At 56.6% G+C, this 13,454-nt stretch carries 14 protein-coding genes; 5 read left to right on the top strand and 9 right to left on the bottom strand.

All coding sequences use genetic code 11. From position 1 onward, the window contains the following. Positions 1-39: 39 nt before the first annotated feature. From ACIPF8_RS04915 to ACIPF8_RS04940, 6 genes are all read right to left on the bottom strand, one after another. On the bottom strand, positions 40-1,764 hold the full coding sequence (locus tag ACIPF8_RS04915; RefSeq protein WP_400417689.1) for an ABC transporter permease subunit: 1,725 nt from the start codon (positions 1,762-1,764) through the stop codon (positions 40-42). Positions 1,765-1,778: 14 nt separating this feature from the next. Then, entirely contained in the window at positions 1,779-2,843 is a 1,065-nt protein-coding gene (locus tag ACIPF8_RS04920; protein WP_400417691.1) for an ABC transporter ATP-binding protein, read from the bottom strand. A gap of 12 nt (positions 2,844-2,855) precedes the next feature. Then, positions 2,856-3,917, bottom strand: coding sequence for an ABC transporter substrate-binding protein (locus tag ACIPF8_RS04925; RefSeq protein ID WP_400417694.1), 1,062 nt, complete (start codon positions 3,915-3,917; stop codon positions 2,856-2,858). 91 nt (positions 3,918-4,008) lie between these two features. Further along, entirely contained in the window at positions 4,009-4,782 is a 774-nt protein-coding gene (locus ACIPF8_RS04930; protein ID WP_400417696.1) for an enoyl-CoA hydratase/isomerase family protein, read from the bottom strand. Positions 4,783-5,148: 366 nt separating this feature from the next. Then, complete coding sequence (locus tag ACIPF8_RS04935; RefSeq protein WP_400417699.1) at positions 5,149-5,538, bottom strand: DoxX family protein; 390 nt, start codon at positions 5,536-5,538, stop codon at positions 5,149-5,151. 140 nt (positions 5,539-5,678) lie between these two features. Beyond that, complete coding sequence (locus tag ACIPF8_RS04940) at positions 5,679-5,978, bottom strand: DUF4148 domain-containing protein (protein WP_400417702.1); 300 nt, start codon at positions 5,976-5,978, stop codon at positions 5,679-5,681. Between the two features lie 175 nt (positions 5,979-6,153). On the opposite strand from ACIPF8_RS04940, the gene ACIPF8_RS04945 reads away from it, so the two are divergent. Next, positions 6,154-7,089: a LysR substrate-binding domain-containing protein gene (locus ACIPF8_RS04945; protein ID WP_400417705.1), complete on the top strand. Its 936-nt coding sequence runs from the start codon at positions 6,154-6,156 to the stop codon at positions 7,087-7,089. Between the two features lie 211 nt (positions 7,090-7,300). Here ACIPF8_RS04945 and ACIPF8_RS04950 read toward each other — a convergent pair whose 3' ends face one another. Continuing rightward, positions 7,301-8,380 (bottom strand): asparaginase, encoded by a 1,080-nt coding sequence (locus ACIPF8_RS04950; protein ID WP_400418202.1) that lies wholly within the window; start codon positions 8,378-8,380, stop codon positions 7,301-7,303. A gap of 420 nt (positions 8,381-8,800) precedes the next feature. Here ACIPF8_RS04950 and ACIPF8_RS04955 point away from each other — a divergent pair, with 420 nt between their 5' ends. The 4 genes from ACIPF8_RS04955 (at position 8,801) to ACIPF8_RS04970 (ending at position 11,792) form a co-directional block, all read left to right on the top strand. Then, entirely contained in the window at positions 8,801-9,343 is a 543-nt protein-coding gene (locus ACIPF8_RS04955; RefSeq protein ID WP_400417708.1) for a nucleotidyltransferase family protein, read from the top strand. Positions 9,344-9,484: 141 nt separating this feature from the next. Continuing rightward, positions 9,485-10,360: a class I SAM-dependent methyltransferase gene (locus tag ACIPF8_RS04960; RefSeq protein WP_400417711.1), complete on the top strand. Its 876-nt coding sequence runs from the start codon at positions 9,485-9,487 to the stop codon at positions 10,358-10,360. Between the two features lie 212 nt (positions 10,361-10,572). Next, complete coding sequence (locus ACIPF8_RS04965; protein ID WP_400417714.1) at positions 10,573-11,169, top strand: NAD(P)H-dependent oxidoreductase; 597 nt, start codon at positions 10,573-10,575, stop codon at positions 11,167-11,169. A gap of 20 nt (positions 11,170-11,189) precedes the next feature. Continuing rightward, the gene (locus ACIPF8_RS04970; protein WP_400417717.1) at positions 11,190-11,792 is read left to right on the top strand and encodes a TetR/AcrR family transcriptional regulator; all 603 of its coding nucleotides are present in this window, start codon (positions 11,190-11,192) and stop codon (positions 11,790-11,792) included. A gap of 95 nt (positions 11,793-11,887) precedes the next feature. On the opposite strand, the gene ACIPF8_RS04975 is transcribed toward ACIPF8_RS04970, so the two are convergent. After that, entirely contained in the window at positions 11,888-13,144 is a 1,257-nt protein-coding gene (locus ACIPF8_RS04975) for an MFS transporter (RefSeq protein WP_400417720.1), read from the bottom strand. A gap of 4 nt (positions 13,145-13,148) precedes the next feature. Further along, positions 13,149-13,454, bottom strand: a complete 306-nt coding sequence (locus tag ACIPF8_RS04980; RefSeq protein WP_400417723.1) for a 4Fe-4S binding protein — start codon at positions 13,452-13,454, stop codon at positions 13,149-13,151.

The raw sequence follows: 13,454 nt of genomic DNA on the forward strand, positions 1-13,454 counted from the left end.
CTTGATTTATCTTGAGTGGGATGGCGACGACGCCGTATTTCATGTCGGTTCGCTGCGCTTGAACCATGTCGGAATCCACACCAGCAACGCAATCACCACCACCATGACCAGCGATACCGCCGCCAGCGTCGGATTGACTTGCAAGGTCATGTCGTCCCACATCTGTTTCGGCAAGGTGTTCTTCAGGCCGCCGCTGACGAAAATGGCAATCGTCAATTCATCGAACGAAATGATGAAAGCAATCTGCAACGCCGCCACGACGCTACCGATCATCATTGGCAACTGGATCGTGCGCAGCCGCGCAAACGCTGACGCACCGAGGATGCGGCCGGCATCGTCGAGACGCCAGTCGAAGCGCTTGAGCGCCGCCACCATCGTCACCACCACGTAGGGAATCGCCAATACGGTATGGCCGATCGCCAGCCCGAGGTTGGTGCCGACCAGCCCGAGACGCGCAAACAGATAGAACAAGCCAACTGCGATCACGATGCGCGGCACGATCAGCGGCGCCAGGAAAATCGCGAACATGGGCTTGGTCCAGGCCGCCGGCAAACGCGTCAACGACAGCGCCGCGCCGAGTCCCAGCGCGGTGGCGGCAACCGCAGTGACCACCGCCACACCGAACGAACGCAGCAATGCAGATTGCCAGACCGGGGAGAACATGAACGAGGAGAACCAGCGCAGGCTGAAGCCCTGCGGCGGGAAAGCCAGGAACGGCGAGTCGGTGAACGCAATCGGCAGCACTACCAGGATCGGCAGCGACAACAATGCGATCAGCAGCAAGGTATATATTTTCAGGCCTCGCACGCGCTTGCTGACCGGTCCCAGTACCGCGTGCGCGCGCCCCAATGCCCTGCCGACCACGATCAGGAAGCCGTTCATGCCAGGCAAATGCTTGTTGCGTACCGCTGGCCGCGATTCGCCGCTCAATGAGGACAAACCCACCAGTTTGTCGTACAAGATAAATACAGCGATGGCGCAGACCAGCAACACCGTCGACAAGGCGGCGGCAAACGGCAGGTTGAACAAATCATTGATCGCCGAAATTACCAGTTGCGCGATCATGGTTTCCTGCGGTGTGCCCAGCAGCGCCGGCAAGATGAAGAAGCCGAGGCTGGTAATGAATACCAGCAAGCCGGCAGCGGCCATGCCCGGCGCCGCCAGCGGCAGGAACACCGAGAAGAAGGCCACCGTGCGATTGGCGCCCAGCGTTTCCGCAGCCTGCAACAGCTGCGCGTTGACGCCACGCATGATCGGCAACATGTTCATCACCGCCAGTGGCAACATCGCGTGCACCATGCCGATCATCACCCCGTTCAGCGACGGCGCCAGGGCTTGCGGATCATTGACCAGGCCAAGCCCCATCGCGATCGATGCGAGCACGCCGGTTTTGGACAGCACCAGGATCCAGGCAAAAGTCTTGACCAGGTAGCTGGTCCAGAATGGAATCAACAACCAGATCATCCACTTGCCGCGCCGTCGATCGCTGATCTGGCTCAGAAAATAAGCAACCGGAAAGCCGAGCCCGACTGAGAACAACGCAGTCAGCAACGATATCTTGAAGGTGGTCCACAACACCTTGGCATAGACGATGTCACCGCCGATGCGCCGGAATTGCTCCAGGCCTAGCTGGCCATCGGCGTTGTAGGCGCCGGTTTGCAATATCTCATAGACCGGCACGCAAAAGAAACATAGCAGGAACGCGATAGACGGCAGCGCCGGCAGCATGGCCTTGATCAGCCTGCGGCTTGAGGAATTAAGCATGATGGCGGCTCCGGTCAGGCAGCAACGACGGTGGTCAGGACGGTGCTCAACTCGGGCTGCCAGTTGACGCCGACGATGTCGCCGACGGCCGGTGCTTCGCGACGGCCGCAGCGCAGCAGGAAAGGCTCAGTTTCACCGATGTCGATGAGTACGCGGATATCCGATCCGGCAAACACGACTTCGTTGACCCGGCCGCGCAGGTAGGCCGATTCGGCATTCGCCAGACGGGCGTTTTCCGGCCGCACCACCAAAGTTCTGCTGGCGGTTGTGCCGCTTTCCTGCGGCAGAACGGGCAGTGTGAAACGGCCGTTGCGCAAGGTATCGAGGCCGTTGACGCCTTGTTCCAGCGTACCCTTGAGCAGATTCGAGTAGCCGATGAATTGCGCCGAAAACACCGTCGCAGGATTGTCGTACATGGTTTGCGGTGTGCCGATCTGCTCTATCTTCGACTGGTTCATCAGGCAGATGCGATCGGACAGATTGAGCGCTTCCTCCTGGTCGTGGGTGACGTAAATGAAGGTGGCGCCCAAATCCTTGTGCAGGCGGCGAATTTCGGATTGCATGTGCTCGCGCAATTTCTTGTCCAACGCACCCAGCGGCTCGTCCAGCAAGATCACCGATGGCTTGTAAACGAAGCAGCGCGCCAGTGCGATGCGCTGTTGCTGGCCACCGGACAATTCACGCGGCAGGCGATGGGCGTAAGCGCCCATCTGCACCATTTCCAATGCGTCCTTGACTGCCGCGTCCATCGCCGCCCGGTTCTCTTTGCGCATGCGCAAGGGATAGGCAACGTTATCCCAAACCGTCATGTGTGGGAACAAGGCGTAGCTTTGAAACACCATGCCGATGCCCCGTTCGCCGGCTGCCTTGCGGGTAGCGTCTTTGCCGTCGATCAGCAGTTTGCCGTCGCTTGGTTCGACCAGCCCGGCGATGATTTGCAACAGCGTGGTCTTGCCGGATCCTGACGGCCCAAGCAAGGTCAGGAATTCTCCGTCCTGAACTTGCAGATCGGTGGGCGACAGCGCCGTGACGTCCTGATAGCGCTTGCTAAGTCCAATTGTTTCTAATCTCGCGACCATTTTCCTACCCGCTTACGAAAGTAACCATGCATTGAATCGATCCGACGCCAGATTGCGGTTCTTGTGCCACCACTGCGCGCTAGGGGCGCGCATGAGTTTCAGGTTGGCGGCATAAGTCGGCAAGATCGCGGCACGCTTGGCTGGAATGCTTTGATAGGCATTGAGATTGGTAGGGCCGTAGGCCAGCGTGTCGGTAAACGCTGCCTGGCGTGCGGCATCGGCGCAGAATTTCACGAACGCCCTGGCTTCTTCGGCGCGCGGCGTTCCTTTCGGCACACCCCAGCCTTCGATCGAATACAGGCCCTGATTCCAGGAGATGGCGACTGGCGCAGCGCCTTCGATGGCGGTTTGCGCGCGCGCATTCCAGGTCGAAATCATGTCGACCTCGCCGGACTGGATCAGCTGCATCGCTTGTGCACCGCTGGTCCACCACACTGCGACATGCGGCTTGATGCGATCGAGACTCTTGAATGCCCGATCCAGATCCAGCGGATAGAGTTTGTCGATGGAGACGCCATCGGCCATCAGAGCCTGTTCCAGCGTGTCGATAGCGTTGCGGCGCAATGAGCGGCGTCCAGGGAATTTCTCGACATTCCAGAAATCGGCCCAGCTGGCTGGCGGATTTTTTGCATACTTATCGGTGCGGTAGGCCAGTACAGTCGAATAGACATCGACGCCCATGAAGTTCGGCGCAACCGATTCCGCCAGCATGTTCGGGTAGTCGCTCGGCTTCAATCCCAGCGGTTCCAGCAAACCGGCTTCTTCCAGGATAGGAATATCCTGCGCCACGGTCAGGGTGGTGACATCCCACACAAAATTCTTGGTCTTCACCATTGCTGTCAACTGCGCCACCGGCTGCGCTTCGCGCGCCACATTGACGACACGGATGCCGGTCGCTTTTTCAAACGGATCGTAAAAAGCCTTTCGGTATGCTGCGGTGTAAGGGCCGCCAGGATCGGCGACCACGATCTGCTTGTTCTGGCCGAACACTGTGGCCGGGAACGCGCCGGCTACGGCCAGCCCTCCGGCAAGCTTCAGCACGCCACGGCGTGTGGTATCGAAACGGCTTTTCATACGACCTCCCTATGCAATAGAAATGTGGACCGAAATGTGAAAACGTTGATTGCGACTGCCTGTTGCGAAAATCTCAGTGTGCTTGGTGTGCTCAGTGCGTAATCTCACGCCCGCGCTTACGGAAAAACTCTTCCATCATGCGTGCCGGCTCGCCCGTGCTGTATGCCTCCACCTGGATCCGCCGACCGGCGCTGATGGCTTCGTGGAATCCGGCTTCGGACATTTCGCAGAAACGCTGTTTGTCCAGGCGCATTGCTACCGGCGGCTTGGCCGCCAGATCGCGCGCGATCTCCAGCGCTTTCGGCATGACCTGATCGGCGGCGACCAGATGATGGATCAGGCCGATCCGGTGGCATTCTTCGGCTTCCATCATGCGGCCGGTCAGCGTCAGTTCAATGGTGCGCGACAAACCCAGCATCTGCTTCATGATCCAGGGACCGGTGACGCTCGGGATGCCGGCATTGATTTCCGGCTGCCCCATGCGTGAGCCGGCGTGGCCGACACGGATATCACCCAGCAACGAAACCTGGAATGCAGAACCGGCGGCGGTGCCGTTGAGCGCCATGATCAAAGGCTTCGACAAGCCGCGCAGCACGGCATAGTAGTTTTCCCATTCGGTCATCCATTCGTTGACTCTTGCCGGATCGAAGCCGTGCGCCTCTTCCAGATCCTGGCCGGCACAGAATGCGCGGTCGCCGGCGCCGGTCATGACGATGGCGCCGATGGCCGAGTTGGCATTGAAATCGGTCAGCGCAGCGATGATCTCGTTACGCATTTCGGTATGCCAGGCGTTGAGTTTTTCCGGGCGATTCAAGGTGATCACGCCGACGTTTTCGTTTGTTTCCAAGATAATATGCTTTGCCATAATTATTCCTATGTAATAAGTAATATTTAATTGCGATACAAAGTATCAATGCAATATGCATGCCTGTCTATGCGCATAGCACAAGAGGCTTTTTGTATAGGGAAAAGCGCTGCATTCATGCGCCAGAAATGTGCACTGCACCATGTTGATATCCCGCCTTAGTGCAATGCGAGTCAACGGATCTGCCGAGATAGGATGTGCAAGACAATGGTTGCGAACAGGCAACTGCGTGCCTACAAGGTGCGCTTGTCAGCTATGCGGAAATAGGGGGAACGTGGAGTGGCCGCGATTGCGGCCAAGGACAGATACTTTGCCGCGCAGGGTTCCCCCAAACGCGGCGCTAAACGCAAAGAAGATGCGCCTATCTCATTTTTCGCTACGCGTGCCGTCACCCGATGCAGCCAGCATCAACAGCGCGCCAATAATCGAAATATTCTTCAGGAAGTGGTTGAGTTGATTCTGTATTGCGGCGGGGTCCGCCTCCCAGAATCGATGTGCGGTCAGGGTCGCTATCGCGGTGAACACGGCCACCACCAATGCCACCGGGCGGACACGCCAAGCGCTCATGATCGCCAGCCCTCCTCCGAGTTCAATCAGGATGGCGACCGGCACCGCAAGCGCAGCGAATGGCACGCCCATGCGCGCCATATTGCTTACTACGTCGGAAAAGCCGACGATCTTGAGTGCGCCCGAAATGACGAACAGCGAAGCGAGCAGGATGCGGCCGGTACGATATAGGGCGGGTGAAATTTGCATGATTATTCGTTTTTTAAATGAGCCGTGATGTAAATTGAGATTCGCTGCCAGGTCCGCACGCATAGTTCAATATTGTGGCGACGCGCCCAGCGCATCGCCACATTCCGTCCACTATGCAAACGATGTGGCACGCCCTGGTTTTAATGACCAGCGTTTGTACGGACCGGATCAAACTCCCGATCCGGGGCGCTTGCATCAGCGATCAATCCGGCCTTGACGACCGCGCGGGTTTTACGCGATTCAGCGGGATGCTGAGCCGCTTGGGTAGACGCGTCGTCGTCCGCACCGCCTTGATCGCCTTGCTGCGTCAGTTCACCAGTGACCTCTGCACGCGTCTTGCTCGATACAAAAGGCGTTTCTGGCGGATAACTCGCTTCGGCAAGAGCCGAGCCTGCGGCAGCAACAAGAGTCGCGGCAATAACTATTTTCAGGATGTTCATTTTGCGCTTTCAGTAAAAATATGAGCCGGGATGGCGACGGTGTCGGCAGTCTGTTCAACTTGTTTTCCAGCATGTCTTACCGTGTGATTCATACTATGCGTAACGACAATCAAGATAAATTAGCTAAAATGCGATCTTCCGTTCCATATATAGGACGATAAAGCCGGGATTTCTGATGAATAAATTAACCATGGACCTCAATGACCTGTATTTCTTTGTCCAGGTTGTCGACAGCGGCGGCTTCACCGCTGCGGCAGATGTCCTGGGTATACCGAAATCCAGGTTGAGCCGGCGTACAGCTGAACTGGAAAAGCTGCTCGGCGTCAGATTGCTGCACCGGACCTCGCGCCGGATCGCGCTTACCGATGTCGGCGTCGAGTTCTACCGGCATTGCGTTGCGATGATCGTCGAAGCCCATGCCGCCGAAGATGCGGTGCAACGCACCTTGGTCGAGCCGGTAGGCGTGATACGTTTCAGCGCTCCGGAAGGAATGGTTGATGTGATCCTGAGCGATCTGCTGCCGCGTTTCATGGCCATGCATCCCAAAGTCCAGGTGATGACGCAGATTACCAATCGCAACGTCGACCTGATCGAAGAGCGGATTGATGTCGCCCTGCGGATCAACTCGCTGGCGCTGGAGAATTCCAGCCTGGTGCAAACCAATTTGTGCCAGACCCTATGGGGGCTATATGCGAGTCCGTCTTTCATCGAGCGTGCCGGGCAGCCGCAATCCCCTGCCGACTTGACCTCTCTCGACGCGCTTGTCTTTGGCATCGACGAAGAAGCAGCGACGTGGCGCTTGCAGAACCAGGCCGGCGAACAGCTGGCCATCCCATTAAAGGCGCGCATGAGAAGCGACAACATCCGGCTGCTAAAAAAAGCGGCGTTGGCGCATATGGGAGTCATCGCCTTGCCGTGCCATGTGTGTTCGGAGGACCTGGCGCAAGGAAGCTTGCAACGCGTATTGCCGGATTGGCGCCCGCCGTCGGGACAGGTGCGCCTGGTATTCCCGACCCGACGCGGCCTGGTTCCGGCGGTGCGGGCGTACATTGATTTCCTGAAAAGCGAACTGCCGGCCAGAATTGCATTGCTGTCCGGGACAACTGACTAAATGCGTATAGGGAATCGACGTCTTGGAATTGAGGTAGCTGGAAGCGAGCACGCATTTCAACACTACGCGTACTCGCTCAGGTTGGCTAAAATCGGCCAGAAGCTGTCATTCGACCTGATTCCAGATCGTCACTTACTTCAGTGCACTGCGCGGCGCAAACCACGCTAGCTTAATCTGCGCCACAGCAAAACCGCTCCCTGATTAATCGACTCTAATAATCGAACGCAGCCTGCAGATCGCTCTTACTTGTCTTACCCTGATGCAGCAACAACATGAGGAGCAAACGCGCCTTTTGCGGGCTCAAATCTCCTGCCATTACGGCACCGGCGTCAAATGTCGTCTTGCCGCCGCCAGGAAATCCATAAACCGGCATGGTGCGGCCGTTATATACGCGGGTCGAGATCACCACAGGCACGTTCTTGGACAACGCATATTTCACTGCCTCGAACATGGAAACATTCATGTTTCCCATGCCCACTGCCTGCACAACGATTCCCTTGGCGCCTTGATCTACCGCGTAACGCAATAGTGCGCCGTCAGCACCGCCAAACATGGACAGAATTTCTACACGCGGCATGTCACCGACACCGATATCGATGTGCTGGCGGCGCAACGGTGCCCGTGAAAACACCACCTTGTCATCCCACACCTCGCCAAGAAAACCGAAATCGCCGGACTTGAAGGTTTCCACATCGCCGGTGTGCGTTTTTGTCACACTCCGAGCGGCGTTGATCTGATTATTCATCGCTACCATCACGCCTTTGCCCTTTGCTTCTGCAGTCGTGGCGATCCGAATGGCATTGAGCAGGTTGCGCGGCCCATCGAAGTCCGATTCCGACGCGTTGCGTTGCGCCCCGATCAGAACAACGGGCTTGTCGGATTTGACCGTCAGATCAAGCCAATAAGCCGTCTCTTCCATCGTGTCCGTGCCTTGCGAAACCACTACCCCAGCCACTTCAGGCCGGGCAAGCGCATCATCGACCGCCTTGGTCAAACGCGACCACCATTTCGGCTCCACATAGTTGGCCGACATGTTGGAGAAATTATTCACTTCAATCGTTGCAAATTTGGCGGCATCTGGCACAGTCTTCATCAAGTCATCACCAGAAATCGCCGGTACGACTCCCTTGGTCACAGGATCGACTTTCATGGCAATCGTGCCGCCGGTGGCGATGAACTGTACAACGGGCTTGCCCTGCGCCAGCGCTGCACCTGAAGCCAGGCAACAAGCGACAAAAGCAATGACAGGACGCTTCGATATCAGGATGCGGCGGAGTTTGCTTATAAACATTTCCGATTGATACATTTCAGGCGAATTCATGATGTCTCCTAATTTTTTATTTATAAAAATGCGCGGCAAATATGTATACGACTTGGGCTAGCTTCGACGTTGTCGATTCGGTTCGGGAACCGCAATAAGGCGACATTGGCGGCTCTTGGCATGAATGTCGCCTTTCAAACTTGGCCTGAAAAACATACAGCAACTATCGAGCCAATCGAATAAAATCACATCGAAACTGCAACATATTGATTTCATTGCCTTTTCCATTTCGCAATGACCAATCAATTGCGAACTTCCAGAATTTTCTATCGAAGGCATGCGATTTTCCGCAAAATCGTAGTTAAAGAACTGTTATCAAAAAATGCATAAACATGCGAAATATTTTTCTCTCCGTTCTTATACTCGCTCAAACCGAATACGTCCGTCGTGATGCAAGACCATTTTTTAGCCGACATTCTCGCCAACCATAGCAATCGCACCATCCTCGATCGCTGGCATGCCCTGGCGCTCCCGGATGCGTGGCTGGTTGCAGGGTGCCTGTTCCAGACGGTGTGGAATCTACAGGCCGGCCGCGCGCCGGAAGCCGATATCAAAGACTACGACCTGTTCTACTTCGATGACGACGACCTGAGCGAGGAGGCCGAACACAATGTGCAAGCTCGCGTAGAAGCAGTACTGGCCGACTTGGGCGTCAAGATTGAAGCATCGAACCAGGCGCGGGTGCACCTCTGGTATGAGTCGTACTTCGGTCACCCATGCGAGCCGCTGCGCAGCACATGCGAAGGCATTGATCGCTTTCTCATTCCGGCGACCTGTGTCGGCGTTCGCCCGGGTTCGATCTATGCACCAAACGGACTGGCATTGCTGCGCGAAGGCATATTGACGATGAATCCCTTGACGCCACACCGCGATTTGTTCGAGCGCAAAGCCGCATCGTACCGGGCCCGCTGGCCGTGGCTCCGGATTGAGTAGGCGGCGTGTCTATCTGATGAAGACACGCGCCGAACTACGGAGCGCCATTGCTTTTAGAAATAATGGGCCTGAATAATAAAGGGTAGCCGGCAACGGCTTCGCCTTGCGAGCCTGTGACGCATGATATCGATTGGAAATGAAATGAAAGAACAGGAACCGAGCCGCACAGCATTTGCTGCAGCCGCCCATCGCGCCATCCATCAGGTGGTGGAAAAGGGAAAAATTTTCCGCGACCCGCTCGCCCTGACGATAGTGGGAATGAAGGCCGAGGATGTGCAGCACGAGGACGAATTGCAAATGTCCAGACTCGGCATCCGATTGTTCATCGCGGCTCGCTCAAGTTACGCCGAAGCGGCCCTCTGGCGCGCCATTGAACAGCGCGGCGTGCGACAGATTGTGATACTTGGTGCCGGCCTGGATACGTTTGCATACCGCAGCCAACTCCCCGCCAATACGTGCGTTTTCGAAGTCGATCATCCGGCCACGCAGGCATGGAAACGAAGATGGCTTGAGCAAGTCGGCATAGAGTGTCCGGATTCGCTGATCTACGCGCCAGTCGATTTTGAAAGCGATACGCTGCTGGACGGACTCAATGCAGTCGGCTTCGACTCAGCGCAGCGAAGCTTTTTCATCTGGCTCGGTGTCGTTCCTTATTTGACGGAGCAAGCCATCGACTCGACGCTGGGCGCAATTGCCAGTCTCGCCGGCGGCGCCGAGGTGGTGTTCGACTACAGCGATCCTCCGAGTTCGTTTTCCATGGAACTATTGGCGTTGCACCAGGCAAGAGCAGCCCGTGTAGCAGCCGTCGGCGAACCATTTCTGAGCTATTTCGATCCGGCGAAGTTGCATGAAAAACTCCGCGAGTTGGGTTTCTCGGAGATCGATGATGTTATTGGTCGCCGCTTGCTCTCCGATTATCTTGAACGGCCAACGACGACTGCTCGATCAAGCCCGGAAAATGGCGGGACAGGCTCCGGTGGTGGGCACGTGTTGTTCGCGGCGACGCAGTTCGCCTAGAAATGCCGCACATCTCCCAGATATCCAATCAAGGGTTGTACACGAAAACTTTCTGGGAGAAGCCTGTCCGTCATCGCTCCAACAATGCATGCTTTCGGCCAATTCCGGACGGTCAAATTGCCCTCCAAACTGATGGCGATTTACAATAAAAATACAACCTACTAAAAGTAAGTTACTATTGGTATATTAAAACCACTAGGAACAAACTGGCTATGCATGCCCTCATCGTCATCGCACATCCCAATCAAGACTCCTTGACTCACGCCGTTGCTTCACGATTTTCTCAAGGAGTGACTGCATCGAGTTGCCATCACTCTTTCGAGATCGCAGACCTCGCAGCGGAGGGCTTCGACCCGAGATTTACCCAGGCTGACATCGACTTGCATCTCAAAAAGGCAATGCCACCGCCCGACGTCGCGGCAGAACACGCCAGGCTCGATCGTGCGGATGAGCTAGTATTGGTCTATCCAGTTTACTGGTGGTCATTTCCTGGGCTGGTCAAGGGTTGGATTGACCGCGTATTCACACAGGGGTGGGCCTATGAGGAAGGTGCGGACGGTGGGCTGATAAAGAAGCTCGCCCACCTTAAAGTGCATCTGATCGCCATTGGCGGAGCCGACCAAAGAACCTATGCCAGGCATGGCTACTTTGACGCGATGAAGACCCAGATCGACCATGGAATCTTTGGATATTGCGGCGCACGCATCGCTACATCCGAGCTGCTGCTTGCCTCGGATACTGGATTTCCGACTACACATCTTGAGGCAGCCCACGCTCTTGGCAGTAAGATTTTTGCTTCACAACAGTAACCAGGATAGAAGAAGCCACCATGTCACCTCCCTCTCTCGACACGACACCGCGCCTCCGCCTGCCGAGGCAAGAGCGATTTCGCCAGCTTCTGGATATTTCGTGGAAGCTGATCAGTGACGAAGGCACGGATGCTCTGACATTGGGGCGGATTGCTGAAGATGCGGGAGTCTCCAAGCCGGTGGTATATGATCATTTCGGCACGCGTAACGGCTTACTCGCTGCGCTCTATCACGATTTCGATGCCCGGCAGACTGCGATCATCGACATCGCTGTTGCAGCCGCAAGGTCGACCTTGAGGGATAAGGCGAACGTGATTGCATCAAGCTACGTCAATTGTGTACTAACCCAAGGACGCGAAATTCCAGGCGTTCTTGCTGCACTAAACGGCTCCCCGGAATTAGCCACGGTAAAAAGACAGTACCAGCAAGCCTTTATTGAAAAGTGTCAAAAGACCCTCGCACCATTCGCCGGTCCGCGACCAGTTTCGTTGCCTGCATTGTGGGCGATGCTCGGTGCGGCCGACTCACTATCGCACGCGGCGGTTGCCGGTGATATAACCGAAGAACAGGCCCGAGACGAATTGCTGCAGACCATCCTGGCGATGGTCAAACGCAATAAGTGACCGGGGAGCTGGCAACGGCACCAATTTGTACATTGGCAGCTATGTCGGCGGCCGTCAGTTTGCTTAGCATATGACGACACCTGCCAATCCATTATTTAAGGCGCCGTGACGCGTTGCGGCGCAGGCTCAACCGCGGAGCGGCGCTGAAGGCGCCACAGCAGCGTCAATGCCACCAGCGAGGTGCCGACCACCACGTAGCCGACCACATCGAAATGCAGCAGTTTTCCATCCGCGCCGAGCACGACAATGTGTCCGGCGACGACCGACGCAATCCCTCCGGACAGTTGCTGGATCGACGCGCTGATGGCGTTAAAGGAACCGCGCTGGGTGGTCACGGGGACCGAAGACACCAGCGCCTGGAATGGAATCATGCGCGAGAAAATGCCGACGAACATGACGACGTTGACGACGATCAGCGCGGGCAGTGAAATCGGCCCGAGGTGGGTATAGATCAGCACCATGATGATCGACAGCCCTGTACCAAGCGTGAACACCCGGAATTTGCCGAACTTGTCGGCAGCCTTGCCGATCATCGGTCCGAAGAAAATCGTGCACATCCCGGTAACCAGATACACCGTGGGCAAGTCGTGCAGGCTGACGCCCAGGTTGTTCACGGCAAATGCGCTGCTGAACGGCATCAGCATGAATCCGCCGGTGGTCAGCAACGCAGTGATCGCGAAGGCGATCAGATAGCGTGGCTCGGTCACCGTGTGATACAGATGCATCCACGGGCTATGTTCCTGCGGGATGGCGAGATGCGCTGCCACCGGTTGCATGCGCCAGGCGACGAACAGCCCACCGCACAAACCCAAGGCGGCCATCGCCAGAAACGGCACGTGCCAGTTCCAGCGATTCGACAGGTACAAGCCGATAGGGATGCCCAGCACCTGGCTCGCGGCGAAAGCGGTCTGGATCAAACCCATCACGCGGCCGCGCATGTGCGGCGGGAACAGGTCGGTCGAGATGGCGAGCACAACCGAGCCGATGACGCCGCCAAACAGCCCGGTGACGATGCGCGCCAGCAGCAGTGTTTCGAAACTTTGCGCCAGGCCGCACCACACTGTGCCGATGATGAAGCCGCTATAGAAGAACAGCAGGAGCTTCTTGCGGTCGTAGCGGTCGGCAAAACCGGCGGTCAGCAGTCCCGATACGCCGGCACTGAATGCGTACGCCGAGACGACCAATCCGAATTGCTGAGGACTGATGTGCAGTGCCGGCATGATCACCGCTCCCAGCGGCGACATGAGCATGAAGTCGAGGATCACGGCGAACTGCAGGAACGCCAGCATGCCGACGACAAATTTCTGATAGCGAGAGAACTGCGTAGACGGAGATGTAGTTGCTGGATTCATGGTTTCAAACGTTCGTTGAAAAGCGGCCAAGCGTGATGGCATGTTCCGGGCAGGCGCTGACGCACAAGCCGCATGCGCGGCAGGCATCGGCATTTGGCGTATAGGCTACCTGCATCCCGTGCACGCGCAACTTGAATTTTTGTAGTGCGTTGAATTTTTGATAATCGCTATCGTCGATGCGCCGGACCAGGAACACGTTTTCCGGACACACCTCCACACAATCGCCCTTGCCTTCGCAGCGCTTCAGGTTGACTACCGGTACGATCACTCCCGGTTCCTGTTTACAAGCGGCGGTCACGGATTTTCGCAT

Source organism: Collimonas sp. NPDC087041, from assembly GCF_044745265.1.
GTDB lineage: Bacteria > Pseudomonadota > Gammaproteobacteria > Burkholderiales > Burkholderiaceae_D > Collimonas.

Bases quoted from the DNA above. Each gene is read 5' to 3' on its own strand.
- ACIPF8_RS04915 (WP_400417689.1), bottom strand. From the start codon at position 1,764: ATGCTTAATTCCTCAAGCCGCAGGCTGATCAAGGCCATGCTGCCGGCG.
- ACIPF8_RS04920 (WP_400417691.1), bottom strand. From the start codon at position 2,843: ATGGTCGCGAGATTAGAAACAATTGGACTTAGCAAGCGCTATCAGGAC.
- ACIPF8_RS04925 (WP_400417694.1), bottom strand. From the start codon at position 3,917: ATGAAAAGCCGTTTCGATACCACACGCCGTGGCGTGCTGAAGCTTGCC.
- ACIPF8_RS04930 (WP_400417696.1), bottom strand. From the start codon at position 4,782: ATGGCAAAGCATATTATCTTGGAAACAAACGAAAACGTCGGCGTGATC.
- ACIPF8_RS04935 (WP_400417699.1), bottom strand. From the start codon at position 5,538: ATGCAAATTTCACCCGCCCTATATCGTACCGGCCGCATCCTGCTCGCT.
- ACIPF8_RS04940 (WP_400417702.1), bottom strand. From the start codon at position 5,978: ATGAACATCCTGAAAATAGTTATTGCCGCGACTCTTGTTGCTGCCGCA.
- ACIPF8_RS04945 (WP_400417705.1), top strand. From the start codon at position 6,154: ATGAATAAATTAACCATGGACCTCAATGACCTGTATTTCTTTGTCCAG.
- ACIPF8_RS04950 (WP_400418202.1), bottom strand. From the start codon at position 8,380: ATGTTTATAAGCAAACTCCGCCGCATCCTGATATCGAAGCGTCCTGTC.
- ACIPF8_RS04955 (WP_400417708.1), top strand. From the start codon at position 8,801: ATGCAAGACCATTTTTTAGCCGACATTCTCGCCAACCATAGCAATCGC.
- ACIPF8_RS04960 (WP_400417711.1), top strand. From the start codon at position 9,485: ATGAAAGAACAGGAACCGAGCCGCACAGCATTTGCTGCAGCCGCCCAT.
- ACIPF8_RS04965 (WP_400417714.1), top strand. From the start codon at position 10,573: ATGCATGCCCTCATCGTCATCGCACATCCCAATCAAGACTCCTTGACT.
- ACIPF8_RS04970 (WP_400417717.1), top strand. From the start codon at position 11,190: ATGTCACCTCCCTCTCTCGACACGACACCGCGCCTCCGCCTGCCGAGG.
- ACIPF8_RS04975 (WP_400417720.1), bottom strand. From the start codon at position 13,144: ATGAATCCAGCAACTACATCTCCGTCTACGCAGTTCTCTCGCTATCAG.
- ACIPF8_RS04980 (WP_400417723.1), bottom strand. From the start codon at position 13,454: ATGCGAAAATCCGTGACCGCCGCTTGTAAACAGGAACCGGGAGTGATC.